The following is a 17,206-nucleotide window of genomic DNA, read 5'->3' as shown; positions in this document are numbered from 1 at the left end:
CGGGATGGAGCGCTCCCACCGTGGTCATCGTCTCATCCGCTCATCCACCGAACGGGCGAGACGGATCCGACGCCCAGCGGGGGCCTGGCACCTCTCGGATCGGCCGCCGGCCGCACCAACGTTCCCCCGATGCGCATCTGAGACGTGCCCGGTGCCCGGCACCTCCATCTGAGACGCGACCCGGCACCTCCCCGACACCGTGCCCGGCACTTCCCCGAACCGGCGGTTTCCTCGCGTTGATCCTCCCCGGGCCAGACTCAGACGTCCCGCCGGAACGGCACATCGGCGACGAGGATGTTCCGACGCCCGAGCAGGGCGTTGCGGATCCGTCGGGCGTTCTCGTTGTACAGGTACTTCTCCCACCAGTGGCGAGGGATGTACTCGGGCAGCAGCACGACGAGGACGTCGTTCGGGTCGGCGCTCATCTCGAGGTACCGGATGAGCGGCCGGACGAGGGCACGGTACGGCGACTCGACGATGACGAACGGCACGCCGGGCACCTGGCGGAGGAACCGGTCCCGGATCTCCTCGCCTCGCTCGACATCGTCCGTCACGTGGACGACGGTCACGTCGTCCGACATTGTCTGCCCGAACTTCACCGCCTGGATGACGTCACGGGTCACCTCCGGCGCCGGCACGATGACGCGCTGGGCGCGCCGCGGCCGCCCGAGGACGACCTCGGGGCGAACGTGGATCTCCACCCGGCGTCGCTCGTACTGGCGGTGGACGAAGCGCATGGCCGCGACGATGAGCGGGATGATGAGGACGATGAGCCACGCACCGAGCGCGAACTTGGCGACGGCGAAGATCACGGTGACGATCGAGGTCGACACCGCTCCGAAGCCGTTGATGACGGCGCTGCGACGCCAGCCCGCGCCGCGCTCCCGGAGCCAGTGGCGGACCATGCCGGCCTGGCTCAGGGTGATGGACGTGAAGACGCCGATCGCGTACAGCGGGATGAGCGCCTCCACCCGGCCGCCGAAGGCGGCGAGGACGACGATCGCGATGATCGCCAGGGCGACGATCCCGGTGGAGAAGGCGAGCCGTTCGCCACGGAACGCGAAGCGGCTCGGCATGAACCCGTCCCGGGCCAGGAGCGACGCGAGCCTCGGGAAATCCGCGAAGCTCGTGTTCGCCGCGAGGACGAGGATCCCGGTCGTGGACAGCTGGAGCAGGTAGTAGATCGGTCCGGTCCCGAAGGTCGCCCGTCCGAGCTGCGACATGATCGTCTCATCGGTCGACGGGATCGCCCCCGCCACGCGGGCGAGGATCGAGATGCCGATGAACATCGTGCCGACGAGGATGCCCATGATCGTGAGGGTGGCCCGGGCGTTCGCGGCCTCAGGCTTGCGGAAGGCGGGAACGCCGTTCGAGACGGCTTCGACCCCGGTGATCGCGCTGCAGCCGTCGGCGAACGCCCGCATGACGAGGAGGATCCCGAGCGACTGGATGGGTACCGTCGCCTCGTGGATGTTCGTCACCGTCGGCGTATCGCCGAGAACGGTCCGGAGGATGCCGACCCCGATGAGGCCGAGCGCCGTCACGACAAAGACGTAGGTCGGGATGGCGAAGATCGTGCCGCTCTCCCGGATGCCCCGCAGATTGACCACCATGACCCCGAGGATGCAGACCGTCGCGATCGGGACCGCGAGGTGGTTCAGGGCTCCGGGGAACGCCGAGGTGATCGCGGCGACACCGGCCGCGACGCTGACCGAGACGGTGAGGACATAGTCGGTTAGGAGGGCCGCGGCGGCGATGAGCCCCGCAAGTGTCCCCAGGTTCTCCTTCGCGACGATGTAGCTGCCGCCGCCGCCGGGATAGGCCTGGATCGTCTGGCGGTACGAGATGACGATGATCCAGAGGATCGTGACGATGAGCCCGGCGATCGGGAGCATGAGACCGAAGGCACCGGTGCCCGCCGCGAGGAGAGTGAAGAGGATCGCCTCGGTCGCATAGGCGACGGACGAGAGCATGTCGCTCGAGAAGACGGCGAGCGCCTTGAGCTTCGAGAGCCGCTCCCCGGCCTCATCCTCGCTCGCGAGTGGCGCGCCGAAGGCCAGGCGCCGCAGCCGGACGAGGAGGCGCGCGCCAGGCGCCGTGGGTTCGCTCGCGTTCGGCCGCGCGACGAGGACGCCTGGAGCGCCGTAGCGAAAATAGGTCGAGTGCGGCCGGTTGACCCGGACCCGCCGGTCTCCGGGTCGACGTCCCGGGATCGGCTGGGACGGCGACGGCGGGTGCGGCGGTTCCTCCATCCGTCCAGCATACCGTGACCTCCCGGGAGACCCGGCCGCTCGCGCGGCCCCTTGGCTCAGTGATCGCTCACGTCGACGACGTCGAGGCGGACACGGAGTCAGTGGGCGAGCGGCCTATCCGTCATCGTCGTCGTCGGCCGGCGACGCCGTGAGCTCCCCCAGTGCCTCGCCTGTCGCGGCGAGGAGATCCGCCCGGTCGACGATGCCGAGCAATCGGCCGCTTGGGTCCGTGACGCTGAGGACCTTCCGCCGCTCGTCGATCATGAGCCGCGCCGCCTCGGCGATCGTCGCCGTCTGGGCGATCGTCACGAGTGGTCGCCGGATGAGCCGGGCCGCCGTCAGTCCGGAACCCGTTGGCCGCCCCGCCGTCCGCATGAGCGCGCCGAGGAGACCGTTCGCGGCCGCCGGATCGACGGATGCGATGATGTCGGCGTCGCTCACGACGCCGAGGACCCGGTCGTCCGCGTCCACGATGACGGCCCGGTTGAGGCGGGTCGAGGTCACGGCATCGAGCAGCGTCCCGAGCTCGGCGTCGGCGAGCACGATCGGCGCGTCGTGGCGCATGATCTCGCCGACCGTCTGGGCGCCCGCGTGGTCCTCGTGGGCCGCCCCCTCCCGCGGGAACGTCTCACCCACCGCCCGGAGGACGTCCGATCGGGCAAGGATCCCGACCAGCCGCCCATCGCCGTCGACGACGGGCACGCGCTTCAGATGGCGGTCCGCCATGAGATGCGTCGCCTCCGCCAGCGTCGCTCCAGCCGGGATCGTCGTCGGGTCGACGCTCATCACGTCCCGCACCGTCTGCTGGGCATCGAGGTGTTCGAGGACCGACGTCCTCGTCTCCTCCTTCATCGCGGCGAGGAGCTCCAGGCGCGCCCCGAGCTTCCCGCGGCGGACGAGGTCGCCGTTGGTGACGAGGCCGAGGACGCGCCGGTCGCGGTCGACGACCGGGAGAGCCCGGAAGTCCCGGTCGAGCAGCAGGCCCACGGCGGCGCGGACCGGCGCCGCATCGTCGATGGAGACGACGGACCGGGTCATGACGTCGCCGACGGGCAGATCGAACCGGAGCTGCTCGAGGCGCCGCCCCCCGTACGCCGCGACACCGACCTCCTCCACCGTGACGACACCCGAGCCTGCCAGCTCGACGAGGCCGGGCAGCAATCGCTCGACCCGGCCGGGTGCATCCACCCAGGTGAGGATCATCGGCAGGTCCATCGACAGACGGAGGATGGCCGCGGTGTGGATCTTGCTGTTGACCCCGAAGCCGGCCACCCCCCGGACGACGGTGGCGCCCGCCGCGCCCTCCCGGCGGAGGTATTCGAGGATCGCCTGGTAGCGGGGGATGCGGCCCGCCTGATCCGCCTCGCCGACGAAGACCTGGACGCGAAGACCCCGACTGTGCGGTCGCATCGATCCGTCCTCCTCACAACGCCCGGACGAGCAGCGATCCGAGGTACACGCCGGCGAGCGCGCCGCCCACGCTGCTCACGATGTTGGCAGCGGCGGCGACGAGGCTCCCGGCCTGCATGAGACTGAGCGTCTCGTAGCTGAAGGTGGAGAACGTGGTGTAGGCGCCGACGAAGCCGATGGCAAAGCCCGGCCGGATCCACCACGGCCCGATCGCCCGTTCGGTGACCAGCGTGATGGCGACCCCGAGAAGGAACGAGCCGCTGATGTTGATGACGAGGGTCCCGTACGGGAAGCTCGCTCCCATCCGGTCCGCCACCCAGCCGCCGATGAGGTAGCGAGCGTTCGCCCCGAGCACCGCCCCGATCGAGATCGCGAGATACGTCACGCCGGCTCCACCTCTCTCGAGCCACCTGCGCTGTCATCGATGTGGATCGCCCGACGACGGCCGAGCCCGTCCGCGTCGATCCCCTCGGCGGCCTCGATCTCTGCGGTTTCGAGTTCGCTGATCGCCCGTGGCTCGAAGAACTTCGTCGCGATGAACGTCGGCACCACCGCTGACAGGATGACCGTCGTGACAAGGATCGTGTACCGCGCCTGGTCGATGTAGCCGTTCGTGAGTCCGAACAAGGCCGCGATCGTCCCGAACGTCAACCCCGTCGCCATGAGGAGCGTCATGTAGTTCGCCTCGCGCACGGGCAACCCGAAGGCCCGGCTCGTGGGCCACACGCCGACGATCTTGGCGGCGATCTTGAGCCCGAGGAAGGCGACGATGAGGCCGATTCCCGCGGCGACGGCCGGGAGCGAGACATACAGGCCGGCCTTGATGAAGTAGAACGGCGTGAGCAGGCCGAACGCGATCGAGCGCATCCGATCGACGAGGACACGGTCGCGGACGAAGACGCCCGCAACGGCGAGCCCCACGAGGTAGGCCGGGAGCACTGCCTCACTCTTCGCCTGAGCGGCCAGGCCGCCGAGGAGGAACAGGACGAAGAAGAGGAACTTGATCTCCGGTTCTGACACCCGGCCCGGCACATGGACGATGAACCATCGGGTCCAGCGCGGCATGAAGTAGAGGGTGACCGTCGTCGTCGCGATGAAGCCGAGGAGGAGCGGATCGAAGTCGGCGAACAGCACGCCGAGGCCGAGCACGGTCCCGAGATCCGTGACGAAGCAGGCGGCAAGGATCGTCTTCCCGAGATCCACCTCGGCGAGGCCGGATTCGATCATCACCGCGTAGACGACCGCGACGGACGTCGTCGACAGCGACACGCCGGCGATCTCCGATGCCGCAAGGCCCCAGCCCGCCACGAAGTAGGCGAAGCCGAACGCGACGAGGAACGGGAGGAGGAACGAGATGACGCCCACGGTGAGCGAGATCCGGGCGTGACGGCGGAGCGACTCGGGGTCGATCTCGGCGCCTGCGAGGAACGTGAGGAGGCCGGATCCGAAGCCGGCGAGGAAGTCGATCCATGGGGTCGACTGGAGGTGGACCGTGTTGCCGGCGAGCACCCCCATCGCGATCTCCACGAGGGCGACAGAGATGCCGAGCCTGATCGAGGCGAGGCTGGCCGCGAGCGCGAGGCCCATCCAGGCGGCGGCGACGAGATAGACGTTGTCCACGTCCGAACCTCCGGTCCCCAGGAACGACGACGGCCCCTGGCTGCTCAGCAGTCCAGGAGCCATCAGCCCGTCCGGGGCGGTTCAGACGCAGCGCGTCTCGGCGGGAACCATCGCCGTCGCGAAGCCTAGGCGAGAGGCGTAACCGGCGTCAACTCGCCGGGTGGCGAGTGCGCACGGCCTGATGGTGAGCCGGGAGAGATTCGAACTCTCAACCAAGTGATTAAGAGTCACTTGCTCTACCGTTGAGCTACCGGCCCGCCGTTTCACGCTCCACTAGAGCGTATACCTGCGGTTTGCCTTGACTACGGCGCTCGTAGGGCGTAAAACTGGGGCGTCTTCGAACCCCCCCCCAGAGGCACACCCGCGATGCCGCCAAGACCCACCACGCCCACCATTCAACGCCACGGCGACCTCGCCGTCAACCGGACGAGCTTCGCCCGCGGCCTGCGGGCGGGGAACCTTGCGCCTGCCACGGTCACGACCTACCTCGCGAGCATCGATCGCTTCGCCGACTTTCTCGCGGCGCAGGGCATGCCCACCGACCTCGCGGCCATCCGGCGCGAGCATGTCGAGGCGTTCATCGAGGACCAGCTCGCGCGCTGGCGGCCGGCCACCGCGTTCAATCGCTACTCCGGGCTGCAGGCGTTCTTCCGCTGGGCCGAGGAGGAGGGCGAGATCCGCCAGAGTCCCATGGCGCGGATGCGCAAGCCCAAGCTGCCCGAGGCGCCGCCCGCGGTCCTCGCCGAGGACGACCTGCGCCGCATCCTCGCGGCCTGCGCGGGGCCGTCGTTCGAGGACCGCCGCGACCTCGCGATCATCCGCACGTTCATCGGCACGGGGGCGCGGCTCTCGGAGATCGCCAACCTCCGCTGGACGCCCGATGATCCGCTGACGAACGACGTCGATCTCGACGCGGGGATCATCCGCGTCCTCGGCAAGGGCCGTCGTGAACGGACCACCCACGTGGGCGCGAAGGCGGTCAAGGCGCTCGACCGCTACACCCGGCTGCGGGCACGGCACGCCCACGCCAACCTGCCCTGGCTCTGGATCGCCCGCAAAGGACGCCTCACCATCTCGGGGGTCGGGCACCTCGTCCGCGAGCGCGGCCTGGCCGCCGGCATGCCGGGCGTCCACCCCCATCAGTTTCGCCACAGCTACGCTCACGCCATGCTGGCGGCCGGGATGCAAGAGGGCGATCTCATGCAGCTCGCCGGCTGGCGCAGTCGGGCGATGCTCCAACGCTACGCCGCGGCGACGGCGGCCGATCGCGCCATCGCCGCGGCGCGGCGTTTCAACCCGGGCGATCAGCTGTGAGCGAGGAACGCGTCGCGGCGGAGGTGCGCTACGGCGAGTGGTACCCGGATCCGCGACGCCGACGCACGGCCTTCCGACTGCGGCACCTCAGCTGCCCGTACTGCCGCCGGATCGTGGGCCGGCAGGGAGCCTCGACGCAGGGCAACCCGCCGCTCGTCCCCGCCGAGCTCACGCTCGACGTCGACCTGTCCCTCGACATGGCGCAGAGCGCCCAGCGCGGTCGGCCGGTATACGAGCGGCCGGCCAGCGCCCTGGGCACGGCCCCGCGCCCACGCCCACGGCGCGAGCTCGTGCCGATACCACAGCCCGACGGAACCGCGCGCATCGTCTGGCGACCCAGTGGGCCGCACCCCGGCGAGACCGAGACCGACGCCTCCGGGCGCATGATCTGGTTCCGGGAGCCCGCGCGTGGGCCCTGCGAGGTGCGCTGCGCGTGCAGGGCCTGGCTCCGGATCAGCGGCCGTCGTCCGGGCGACCCGGCGCCCGACTCGCTGCTTCCGAAGGCAACCCCAGCCACATTCATCGTCGTCATGGACCGCGCCCGCCCGCGACGCCGATCGCGCTCACGATCGTCGTGATCGCGGCGACACGAGCCGCTGGCCTGCCGGCGACGACGCCGGGCGAGACCATACTGGGGTCCTCACGCCGGCGGACGGGCCCGGAAGGTGCTTCTACGGGCTGGTGCCTGAGCGCCGCCGATCGTCACGGTCTGGCCGGCGGCCAGATGGGACGCGGTGACGGCCGGCTGGAGGGCGGCCGTCACACCACCGAACGCCCGCTGTCGGGCGGAGGCCAGCGCGAGGGCACCATCGGTCCGGACGGCCCGGTTCTGGCCGCGGATCCCGAGGGGAACGGACTGGCGACGACGGCGGGCGAGGCCAGCTGATACCCCGGCGAGCCGATCCTCCAGACCTCGGGCATATGCGTACTCGTTCACGGCCCACCCCTTGACCACGATCTCACTGTCGGGCGTCTTGGCGCGGGTGACGGACCATTCGGAGGCAATCATCTCATCGCGTCGACCACGGGCGACGGCCGCCTGGGGCGAGCGCAACCAGTCCGCGATGTCCAGGCCGAACATCGCGCGCAGGCGATCGCGTGCGGCGTCGAGGTAGCCGTCCCGGTCGTCGGCGTCGAGGAGTCAGAACCACCACATCAGCGCCGCGGGCCACAGTGCGACGGCCCCAACGATCCAGGCGATCAACGATGGGCGTGGAAACGGACTGGCGGGACTTGACACCGCGGTGTAGCGTCCGCGGTAGCTGAATAGCAGGCTTCCTCAGCAGAGAGCACCTGCCCATCGGGCAGCGGGCCGTCGGCACTACGGCGGACCTAGTCGCTGAGGAAGTCATCGCAAAGGGAGCCGCCCGCCGGGCAGTTGTCGGCGGGAACGGGGTCTGGCCGGACGATCCACCTGGATCGGGACGGTGGGCCCTCGGATCCCGGTGTGGGCCGGCTTGTCGCCGGACCCTGCGAGTTTCGGAGCCCCGTTGCGCGCGGGGTGGGGAAGCTCGCACATGTCACGGAGACCTTCACTCCCTCAGCTGTATGGCCGCATCGGCGGGTTGCGCCTGCGCGCGACCCACGATCCGCACGAGTACACCGCCGCCGGCCGGCGCGCCTTCCTCGACCGCTTCGAGCGCGACGTAGACCCCGACGGCATTCTGCCCCCCGCAGAGCGGGTCGCCCGAGCGGAAGCTGCCCGAAAGGCATACATGGCCGCGCTCGCGGCCAAATCGGCCACGACACGTCGCCGGTCGGCCAAGCGGCGGCACGAGGCGGCACCATGACCGGCACCGTCACGCCTCGCCCGCTGCGGGTCGCCCTGTACGCGAGGGTCAGCACCCGCGACAAGGACCAGGACCCCGAGCTCCAGCTCGACGCCCTGCGCGACTATGTCCGGACGCGCGGCTGGGAGGTGCTCGAGTACGTCGACACGGCAGCGGCCGGTGATCTCGCCCATCGCACGGCCTGGGCGCGTCTGCTCGCCGACGTTGCGCAGCGGAAGGTCGATCTCGTCATGGTCTGGAAGCTCGACCGGGCCTTCCGCTCGACCCTCCATGCCCTTGCCACCCTCCGTGACTTCGAGCATGCCGGGGTCGGCTTCGCGGCCCTCACCCAACCGGAGCTCGATACGACGAGCGCGACCGGACGGCTCGTCTTCACGATCCTTGCCGCGGTGGCCGAGATGGAGCGCGAGCTCATCGCCGATCGAGTGCGCGAGGGGATGCGCCACGCGGCCCGCCAGGGCAAGCGGATCGGCCGACCGCCGGTGACGGCCCGGCCAGTATTCGCCCGTCGCTGGCCGAAGGTGCGCACCGAGCTCGCCGCCGGCCACCTCTCCCGCCGCCAGGCCGCCCGCCGGCTGGGGATCGGTACCGCCACCCTCGCCCGGTTGCTGGCCGCCGACCCGGCAGGGGAGTCGGCCGGACAGGAGCCCGCCGACACCCCCTCCCCCCTCCCTGCCGGCGCCGGGCAGCTTCGCGCAATCCGAGGGTGCTCCACGAGCGTGACCAGCCGGCCATCCGCGCAGACTCCGGAGGTTTCGCGCACCGGCCCGGCCAGTCTCGCGCACCGGCCGGTGCGGCTCGCGCACGGTACCGTGCTGCGAGCGCGGACCACCGATGGGGACGGAGCGAAATGCAGCTGACGACGATCGACAGGAACATCCTCCACCTGCTCGCGACCGGCGAGCGCGGGAGCGCGCCCATTGCCGACGCGCTCGGCGAGTCACGGCGGACGGTCCAAGACCACCTCGCCGGGCTGCGCGAGCGGGGCCTCGTCGAACAGCGGACGAGGGGCAGCTGGACCCTCACCGGAGCCGGCAAGCGGGCCGCGCTGGCCAGCTCGGTCCCCGAGCCGACGGCGTCGATCGCCAGCCTCGACACCCTCCCGGCGGAGCATCGGGCCATGCTTCGGCTGATCGAGGCCGCGGTGATCGCCCGGCGCGCCCTCCGCGATGTCTACCCGAGCAACTGGCCGGCCTTCATCCTCCTCGGTCCGACGAAGAGCGGCAAGACGCTCCTCGGCACGCTCGCCGCCCGGCGGTTCGGACTCGATCCCATCGCGGCCTGCCGCCTCCTCATGCGGGAGACGCCGGGCAGCCTCCTCGGCCGGCGGGTGCAGACCGGCTCGGCGTCCTGGGAGATGACGCCGAGCCCGCTGCTCTCCCTGCCGCTCGTCATGTTCGACGAGTTCGACAAGGCGAGCCCCGAACAGCGGGGGGCCGTGTTCGCCTATCTCGAGGGGGTGTCGCGGTACCAGAGCGAGGATGGCGAGCTCGACATCCAGGCGACGGTGATCGTCACCCTCAATGCCGAGCGCGATCTCGGGCTCCTGCCCGACGCCTACCTGCGTCGTTCGGTCGTCCTCGACACGGCGCCGCTCGCTCTGGTCGTCCGGGACCTCGACCTCGTCGCCGCGGCGCTCGCCCGGGTGGTGCTGCCAGTGGTGAGCCCGGACCTCACCCCGCCCGCGGCCGATCTCTCCGCCGACGCTCGTCGCGGGCTCCGCACGTTGTTGCAGAACTGCCTGACCGAGCGGGGCTGGCAGCTCGTCGACGTGGAGGCGGTGAGCCGGCTGGTCCTCGGTCGCTGGGCGACGCTGCCCACCGACCTCGTCGCCGCGGTGGTCTCGACCGCGGCGGACTACCTGCTCGTCACCTCGACCCGGGCGGGGTTCGTCGTGGACGACTGGCCGCTCGTCTTCGAGCAGACGGTCGGGCCTGCCGCGGCCGCCGCGGCAGGCATGCTGGCCGCCGCCCGCGCCCGGTTGGCAGTGCAGGCTGGACAGCAGGCGGCGATGGCCGGGGCGTCGCTCGGTGCCTCGCTCGAGCTCGCCGGGACCCGCGAGCGCCTCCTCGGCATGCTCGACGACGCGGTCCGCTCCATCCCCCGGCTGGCGGACCTCACGGCCGAGGAACCGGCCATCCGGGACACGGCCGTTGGGAAGGCCCGCCTCCTCCGCGTAACGATCACCGCCGCCCGGAGTCCCGCTGCCTTCGCCACGCCCGAAGCCCTGCTCGGCCCCGAGGTCATCACCCCGATCCGCATGGTGGTCACGGCCCGCGAGAACCGCCGTCGAGAGGCGGCCGACGCGATCCAACGGACCAAGGAGCGCGACAAGGCCGCCCGGCTGGCTGCCTCGGCGGCCGTCCAGGCTGACAAGAAGCGGCGCGCCGGGATACAGGCCCTCTGCCGACGCAGCACGACGCGTCCCGGAGAGGCTGTCCTGGACGCGCTCGTGGCGGCGGGCTGTCTGACCCGCGAGAGCGAGCAGTACGAGGCGGAGACGTTCGGCTCGCAGGGCCGCCGCTTCTTCCATCGGCTCCACGGCACGGTCCGCGCCACGGCCGCAGCGCTGGCGCCCGCCGGCTCCGGTATCGTCGCGATCGTGACCCCGGAGCCCGTCCCCGTCTGCGAGCCGAAGATCCGGACCTGGTACGAGGATCGCGCCGGCCATCGGTATCGGGCTACCGAGCTGCTCGCCTGGGGGAGCCCGGCGGTGGACGCCGTCCTCGGAACTGCGTTGGCCGCGGAGGGGCTCCCGCCGCTTACCCGGCCGGCGCCGCGGCGCGCGTCCCCGCGTCGAGCGTGAGCACGGCCTCCGACGGGCACCGCGCGCCGTCAGGACCGTGACACGTCCACCCGCCATCGCCCGGCGCGGCAGGGGCCGAATCTGGCGGGCTCACCGTTGCACCTTGTCTCCCGCGTCCTCGACTATGGTGACCCCGGAGTGGCCGCCCCAAAGGGGAGGTCCGATCTGGCCCCTGATTCGTGCGGGGGACGATGCCCGTCCGGGTCTGCCCAGAAGGAGGTCCTTGTAGGGTGGCTGATGCACGCTAGCAAGGCGGACACCACGCCCCGTCCGGTGGATGGTTGCAACCGGAGGGGAGAGCGGTACATCATCGGCGGGGGCACTCTCAACCAGATGGCCAGGGGGAACAGGATGTCAGGCCCCACGATCCGGATGCTCGTCGCGCTACTCGGGGGTGCGGCGATCCTCGTCGTCGCCGCCTGGCTTGACACCGTCGTGCTGCTGGGGATCCAGCACCGCGTGGCGGCCACCTTCGACTCCATCGAGTGGGCTCTGGCGCTGCCGGCGGCCCGAGTCGCGACCGCCGGCGGCATCCTCGCGCTCGCGCTCCTCGCGTGGTGGGCGAGAAGCCTCCGTGTCGGCCTCGCCTACGTCGTCGTCGGCGCGTTCTTCACGTTCCTCGGGTCGCTCAACATGCTGTTCGCCACAGAGGTGAACGGCGCGCCACCGGCGCTCCCCGAGCCGATCGCGACCTTCCTCGGCCAGGTCTACCTGCACGCGGAGTACGGCCCGCTCAAGGCTCCCGCCGTCATCGGGGCGGGCATGCTGCTCATCGGTCTGGCCACGATTGGCCTATCGCTCCGGAGCCGAGCGTCCGCGGTCCCGCGCGAAGAGGAAGGCCCGATGCAGGCGCCGACAGAGCCGCGCCCGTGACGCATCCGGGCGAAGCCGATCGACACCTGATCGAGTGACGTTGGCACGCGCTCACTAATGGGGGGCTGACTTCGCCAGAAGGTGGTCGTTTCTGCGAGTATTCCGGCGGTCGCCGGGATCAATGTCTACGTCGCACCGCACTGGGGAGCATCTTTCAGGCAGGGTTTCCCTTTCTCACGGACGGGACGATGATGGCAGCACACAGTGGCTCGGTCGTCCGCCTTGGCGGCGGTCCGAGGAGATCAGCACGATGAGTAGTGCCCTCACACTCGCTCGCGGAAGCAGGCGAGCGCACCTCCCTCGGCCCGTGCTCGCCGTCGTCGCGTTCGTGGTCGTCGTCTCGCTGCTGGCCCTCCTTCTCCTTCGCGGTGCCAACGCCCGCTACGACTACCAGGGCCTCTCCTTCACGCACCCTTCGTCGTGGACCGCGACGCGGGTCCAGGGGACGAGTCCCTATCGGGAGAGCGCCTTCCTCTATCTCTCCACCCGGGCGATCCCGACCGACGCCTGCGCTTCCGGCACGGATCCGGCCTTGCCCAGCGGCTCGAACACCGTCGTCCTCTGCTCGCTGACGCCGCTCTCGAGCCTCGGGCCGGACGATGTCCTGGTGGTGTTCAGCTCGGGGGACAGGGCGGGCCAGCCCATCGGCCCGGCGAGCGGTGAGGCCATCACGCTCAATTGGCAGTCCCTTAAGCTCGAAACCGACCGGCCAGGCCTGATGGGAGCGAAGGAGACGCTCTGGACGGTCCTGCCGATGATGGGCGGCTGGGCGATCCGGATCACCGGCTCCTTCGGTGGCTCGGATCTCCCGGCCAACGAGTCGGCCTTCAGGAGCCTGCTGGCGTCGTTGCGAGCCGGAAACTACTGACTCTCCGGCCGGGCATCACCCGCGGACCGCCACGCGTCCCCACGGACGACCGCAGCGTGCCGAAACGAGGGGTGGGTTCAGGGGGTCATATCGGCTCAGCGGGTCAACGCGTCGCTCCAGACGAGTCGGAGCACTTCGGTCGCGACCTCGACCACCGAGCACCCCGTCGTCTCGATGAGGTGGTCCTCAATCCGGGCGAGGTCCATGCGCCGGGCGAGATCGGTGGCCCGCTGCAGCAGCGGGCCGAGCCCCGACCCGGTCTCTCGCGCGCGGAGGCGTGCTGACAGCGCCGCTGGTGTGGCGTGCAGGCGCACCACCACCACGTTGCCGTCGGGGATCGCGGACGCGATCTCGTCCGCCTCCGCTCGGGTTTCGATCGTGCGCGCGACTATGAGTCGGGCCGCGCCGGCCGCCCGGAAGTGGGGCCAGAGTGCCGCCAGATTGCGCAGCGCCAGGCGGGTGCGATACGGATCACCCGGAGGGGCGGGGTAGCACCAGGAGAGGGCGTCGAGATCGACCACCGCGTGCGCGACACCGGCGGCGCGGAGCCGGAGCGAGACCTCGAGCGCGATCGCGGTCTTGCCGACCCCCGGCGGGCCGGTCAGCACGAGGATGGGCACTCGACGCTCGGACACAGTCCGATCTTGGTGTGCTGGGCGAGGTAGCACAAGGTGCCAGTTCATGGCCGCGCCCGAAACGCAGGGTGGTTATTGGAAGCCGGGACGGATCTGGCCCGGGCTACCTGCCGCGTCAGACTCCCGCGACGGCGATCATCCGTCGGCTCGCCGCCGAGAAGGACTCACCGTCAACCCCGACGAATTCGATGGTAACAAAGCCGGCCGCTGCGAGCCACTCGCGCAACTCTGGAGCAGTGAGCAGACGCACGCTGAAATGCGCTCGCCTGACGTGGCCACCGCGGACCGTGATGCGGTCGGTCTCGATTCGCCCCGAGAGCAGGTCGAACGCGCTGCTGTCGAGCATCAGATCGTCGCCGCGCTCGATGAGCGAGGCGGGACGGAACGATGCAAGCAGGCGATCTCGGTTCACGTGGTCGATCGCGAACCGCCCGCCCGGGCGGAGCGTGCGGCGGATCCCAGCCAGCACGGCCCGATCAGTCGCGTCATCGTGGTATCCGAAGGCCGTGAACCAATTGAACGCGGCGTCGAAGCGTGCCTCCCAGGGCAGCGTGCGCATGTCGCCCTCGATGTAGTCGACAGCGACCCCCCGCACGTGAGCATCGGCGCGTGCGCGGGCGAGGAACCCGGCGGAACGATCGACGCCCGTCACGTGAGCACCGCGACCCGCAAGCCGGTTTGCGATCCGCCCGTGACCACACGCGAGATCGAGCACCTCGGCTCCCGGCTCCAGGTGGAGCAGGCGCCAGACTAGATCCGCCTCGCGTTCGCTCCGTTCGTCGGTGAGCACGGGCTCGTAGAAGTACAGGTAGTCGTCGGCGTCGAAGACTGTGTCGAAGTCGAACTCGCCCACGTTCCCTCCGCGGTGCCGCCCACGTTCGTCATCGCCTCGCTCAGGCGGAACGATCCTACGTCGCGGATCAACGTGCGCAGAGACACCCGGAGGAACCGCTCCGACCGGACAGCGTGACCGCTCGGGCGCGGGAGCGTTGGGGGCCTCGGTGTCTCCCTTGCCGCGTCGGATCGAAAGGTGGCCCTTCCGGAGCGGGCCGTGCTCGCGATGCGTGGGCAAAGGTCCGGTGATGCCACCCGAAGCACGGTCGCATAGGACAGGGTGCGGCCCGCCCAATCACGTCGGGCCGGCCGCTATCTCCTCCTGACGCGTCTCGATCGCGCCTTCCTTCAGGGCTCCGCAAGACTACTACTGGGTGCGGGACAACGAATCGTGCCCAGTGCCTGCGCCTTGGCGGCATCGGCGAGGGCAGTTGAGGCTGCCGCCTGGCCATCTGGTAGGACGGAGGCACCGCTTGCGATTCTGGACATGTCCGTCGGCGACACGGAAACTGCTTCAAATATCGTTCCCGAGGCGACCTGGAGTTTGATCGCCGCATCGTACAGTTCGAGGCCCAGGGTCCTCTGCGCTCCCGTCCAACCTCTTGAGCCGAGCAGGAGCACGGGCTTGCTCAGCGCCTCGATCGTGCCTGACGAGTTCGCGACGGCGGTCCAATCTCGCGAGGATAGCGCCGCTTTCAGGGACGGAACCTGCGCCATTGACCCTTTGACCGCCGTGATGCTCACGCACAGATCGCCCTGAGACAAGCTGGCCGGTAGGCTCGTGGCCGCGGAGCTGGTGCAGGCTGCGAGGGTGATGATCGACCACGCCAGTGCCGCGCGGCCGGCCTGTCGACGCCGGATGTGCTAGCCCCTTGTGGTCTATTGCGCGACGAAGATTTCGACCGTGGCGGCAGCGCGAAGCTGCGACCGCCAAGCCAAGTAATCGAACTTTGGGTTGCCCTCCGAGAGGCTGTCGACGAGCTTACGCATCAAGAGCAGATCACGCGCCGATTGTCGAACCTTGGGGTCTGCCTGATACGCGGCCAGGTCCGCATCACCGTTGGCCGCCAGGACGGCATCGAGATCGGCGGAGGGCGCGTCTAGAGCGCCCTGAACCTGCTGGGCCAGATACGTGGAAACTTCGGCATCCGTCACAACGAATCCACGGCGCACCGCTTCGTCCAACACCACTTGGCGGTTCACCACCTGATCAATGGCCATCTTCAAGGCCGTCTGAGGCGAGACTGCGGCACCATTTGTCGCGGATTGGTGCACGTACATCGATACTGCGTACGACAGATACTTGCCCGAGATTGGATGACCGTCAATTCGAACGGCGACCGACGGATAACCTGAACCATCGCTCGTGAAAATACTGAGCAGTGTTTTGTCGGGATTCAACCCACTTCCGGCGAGGACGACCTGAACACCAAGGGCGATGGCCACACAGACGATCGCCACAATCGCCACCGACCGTCGCTCGATACTTGCCATGATCCCCATCCCCTCACTGGAACGTGACGGATGCGCTGGCGAAGAAGCCGCCTGACGCACCGGAAGCAACATACGACCAATACGACGTCGACCTGCCGGGGGGATACGTAGAGGTTGGGATGACGAACCCGTACTGGTCGCAACTGATAGCGAACAAGTCGTTACCATTGATGAGGTACGACCAACAGGGCGGTCCGCTCGGAATGTATCCCGAGCGGATCAAGGTACCCGCGGCGTCGTAGATGTCGTTGGAATACCCGGGGAGGGGATAGAGCCCCTCGTTGTACATGTCTCGACCGTTGTGGAGGATGACGGAGTCCTGGAACGGCGCAATGTCGTACTCCGTTTGGTTTTCACTGTGCCACAGCGTCGTAGTCTCTTCCAGGTCGGCGATGATCCAGCTGGACCAAAACGTGCACACGCCTGGTTCGCAGTAATAGAACCAACCCTTCGCTGTGTTCGAGTAATAGGTCGCCAGCGACGCGCCCGGCGCCGCCAGTAGGAGGATGAGCGCGATCGGCACGACGGCGAGCCGGGCGCGAACCCTACGAAGAGCCGGTTGGCGTCTGTCCGCCACGGCAGCCTGTCCAACGTCCGACGAGATAGCCGCAGGTCTCACCGTTTGCCTCCCCGCTTCCACCGTTGGTCTGACGTAGTGTAGGCGCACGGCTCGCCTCCTTCGCTTGGCGCCGGCAGGACGTCAAGGCCGGTTCAGTCCGGCGTTTCCTCGGCCGTGGAATACCACCGTACCCTCCCGCTCGGCGGCGTCAATGGGGATGATTACCTACCAGGCATCCGACTTTGGTCAGTCTCGGATAAGTTCCGCTCGTCCAGTCGAGCCCGGCCGACACGCTGCCCCATCGGCCGTACGGCCCATCCCGAAATGACCGCCCCCTCCTTCTGAGATAGCCCGAAGGCGGACTCTCCGCCGCACGAATGCGGGCCTGAGGCAGGGCTGCCCTTTCGGGACGGCCTGGACACGAGCGGCTGGCCGACCGGGGTGGTCGCGACGGTGCTTCGAACCCGGATGGCCCTGGGAGGCCGCCAACGCCCGGCCACCATGCCGGGACCGATCTGCCCCGCCGAGTGGTCGCCACGACAGCCTGTCGGCCGTCCTGGGGCAACCACGGCGGGCAACGCCGATCGTCACGACCGCGAGCCGAGGGTCGGAAGGCGAATCCGTAGACCACGATTGGCCCGGCGCCCGTGACCGCGATCGGTGCCGTTACTTGCTCTAAGAACTGCCCTCGTTAGAGCAAGAAACTAGGTCGATTCTCGCATGGGTGACACGCGGGAGGGTACGGCGTTTG

Annotated in this window: 16 protein-coding genes and 1 tRNA gene; 6 read left to right on the top strand and 11 right to left on the bottom strand. The window is 69.5% G+C overall.

Annotated elements, in window-relative coordinates:
• Window positions 1-257: 257 nt before the first annotated feature.
• The 5 genes from IVW53_00615 to IVW53_00595 form a co-directional block, all read right to left on the bottom strand.
• Window positions 258-2,252 (bottom strand): APC family permease, encoded by a 1,995-nt coding sequence (locus tag IVW53_00615; protein MBF6604073.1) that lies wholly within the window; start codon window positions 2,250-2,252, stop codon window positions 258-260.
• Between the two features lie 114 nt (window positions 2,253-2,366).
• Window positions 2,367-3,662 (bottom strand): DUF190 domain-containing protein, encoded by a 1,296-nt coding sequence (locus IVW53_00610; protein ID MBF6604072.1) that lies wholly within the window; start codon window positions 3,660-3,662, stop codon window positions 2,367-2,369.
• A gap of 13 nt (window positions 3,663-3,675) precedes the next feature.
• Window positions 3,676-4,047 carry a fluoride efflux transporter CrcB gene (crcB, locus tag IVW53_00605; GenBank protein ID MBF6604071.1) on the bottom strand — a complete coding sequence of 124 codons (372 nt, stop codon included), beginning with the start codon at window positions 4,045-4,047 and terminating at the stop codon, window positions 3,676-3,678.
• Entirely contained in the window at window positions 4,044-5,282 is a 1,239-nt protein-coding gene (locus tag IVW53_00600) for a cation:proton antiporter (GenBank protein MBF6604070.1), read from the bottom strand. Before IVW53_00600 ends, crcB begins: the two co-directional genes overlap by 4 nt.
• A 182-nt stretch (window positions 5,283-5,464) precedes the next feature.
• A tRNA-Lys gene (locus IVW53_00595) sits at window positions 5,465-5,539 on the bottom strand.
• A gap of 109 nt (window positions 5,540-5,648) precedes the next feature.
• Here IVW53_00595 and IVW53_00590 point away from each other — a divergent pair.
• Complete coding sequence (locus IVW53_00590; protein ID MBF6604069.1) at window positions 5,649-6,596, top strand: tyrosine-type recombinase/integrase; 948 nt, start codon at window positions 5,649-5,651, stop codon at window positions 6,594-6,596.
• Window positions 6,593-7,174 (top strand): hypothetical protein, encoded by a 582-nt coding sequence (locus IVW53_00585; protein MBF6604068.1) that lies wholly within the window; start codon window positions 6,593-6,595, stop codon window positions 7,172-7,174. Before IVW53_00590 ends, IVW53_00585 begins: the two co-directional genes overlap by 4 nt.
• Before the next feature lie 62 nt (window positions 7,175-7,236).
• On the opposite strand, the gene IVW53_00580 is transcribed toward IVW53_00585, so the two are convergent.
• Entirely contained in the window at window positions 7,237-7,677 is a 441-nt protein-coding gene (locus tag IVW53_00580) for a hypothetical protein (GenBank protein ID MBF6604067.1), read from the bottom strand.
• A 705-nt stretch (window positions 7,678-8,382) separates the two neighbouring features.
• Here IVW53_00580 and IVW53_00575 point away from each other — a divergent pair.
• The 4 genes from IVW53_00575 to IVW53_00560 all read left to right on the top strand — a co-directional run bounded on the left by IVW53_00575 (window position 8,383) and on the right by IVW53_00560 (window position 12,933).
• On the top strand, window positions 8,383-9,246 hold the full coding sequence (locus tag IVW53_00575) for a recombinase family protein (GenBank protein ID MBF6604066.1): 864 nt from the start codon (window positions 8,383-8,385) through the stop codon (window positions 9,244-9,246).
• Complete coding sequence (locus IVW53_00570; protein ID MBF6604065.1) at window positions 9,237-11,192, top strand: ArsR family transcriptional regulator; 1,956 nt, start codon at window positions 9,237-9,239, stop codon at window positions 11,190-11,192. The genes IVW53_00575 and IVW53_00570 overlap by 10 nt, the downstream gene beginning before the upstream one ends.
• A gap of 351 nt (window positions 11,193-11,543) precedes the next feature.
• Window positions 11,544-12,065, top strand: a complete 522-nt coding sequence (locus tag IVW53_00565) for a hypothetical protein (GenBank protein ID MBF6604064.1) — start codon at window positions 11,544-11,546, stop codon at window positions 12,063-12,065.
• A 250-nt stretch (window positions 12,066-12,315) separates the two neighbouring features.
• Complete coding sequence (locus IVW53_00560) at window positions 12,316-12,933, top strand: hypothetical protein (protein MBF6604063.1); 618 nt, start codon at window positions 12,316-12,318, stop codon at window positions 12,931-12,933.
• A gap of 95 nt (window positions 12,934-13,028) precedes the next feature.
• On the opposite strand, the gene IVW53_00555 is transcribed toward IVW53_00560, so the two are convergent.
• The 5 genes from IVW53_00555 to IVW53_00535 form a co-directional block, all read right to left on the bottom strand.
• Window positions 13,029-13,568 carry a hypothetical protein gene (locus IVW53_00555; GenBank protein ID MBF6604062.1) on the bottom strand — a complete coding sequence of 180 codons (540 nt, stop codon included), beginning with the start codon at window positions 13,566-13,568 and terminating at the stop codon, window positions 13,029-13,031.
• Between the two features lie 115 nt (window positions 13,569-13,683).
• Entirely contained in the window at window positions 13,684-14,421 is a 738-nt protein-coding gene (locus tag IVW53_00550; GenBank protein MBF6604061.1) for a class I SAM-dependent methyltransferase, read from the bottom strand.
• 329 nt (window positions 14,422-14,750) lie between these two features.
• Complete coding sequence (locus IVW53_00545; protein MBF6604060.1) at window positions 14,751-15,146, bottom strand: hypothetical protein; 396 nt, start codon at window positions 15,144-15,146, stop codon at window positions 14,751-14,753.
• A gap of 135 nt (window positions 15,147-15,281) precedes the next feature.
• Window positions 15,282-15,896: a SurA N-terminal domain-containing protein gene (locus tag IVW53_00540; GenBank protein MBF6604059.1), complete on the bottom strand. Its 615-nt coding sequence runs from the start codon at window positions 15,894-15,896 to the stop codon at window positions 15,282-15,284.
• A gap of 13 nt (window positions 15,897-15,909) precedes the next feature.
• The gene (locus IVW53_00535) at window positions 15,910-16,419 is read right to left on the bottom strand and encodes a hypothetical protein (GenBank protein MBF6604058.1); all 510 of its coding nucleotides are present in this window, start codon (window positions 16,417-16,419) and stop codon (window positions 15,910-15,912) included.
• Between the last annotated feature and the right edge of the window lie 787 nt (window positions 16,420-17,206).

The organism is Chloroflexota bacterium, assembly GCA_015478725.1.
GTDB lineage: Bacteria > Chloroflexota > Limnocylindria > Limnocylindrales > CSP1-4 > C-114.
The sequence above is the reverse complement of the archived record's forward strand: the minus strand, read 5'-3'. Positions and strand labels throughout refer to the sequence as shown.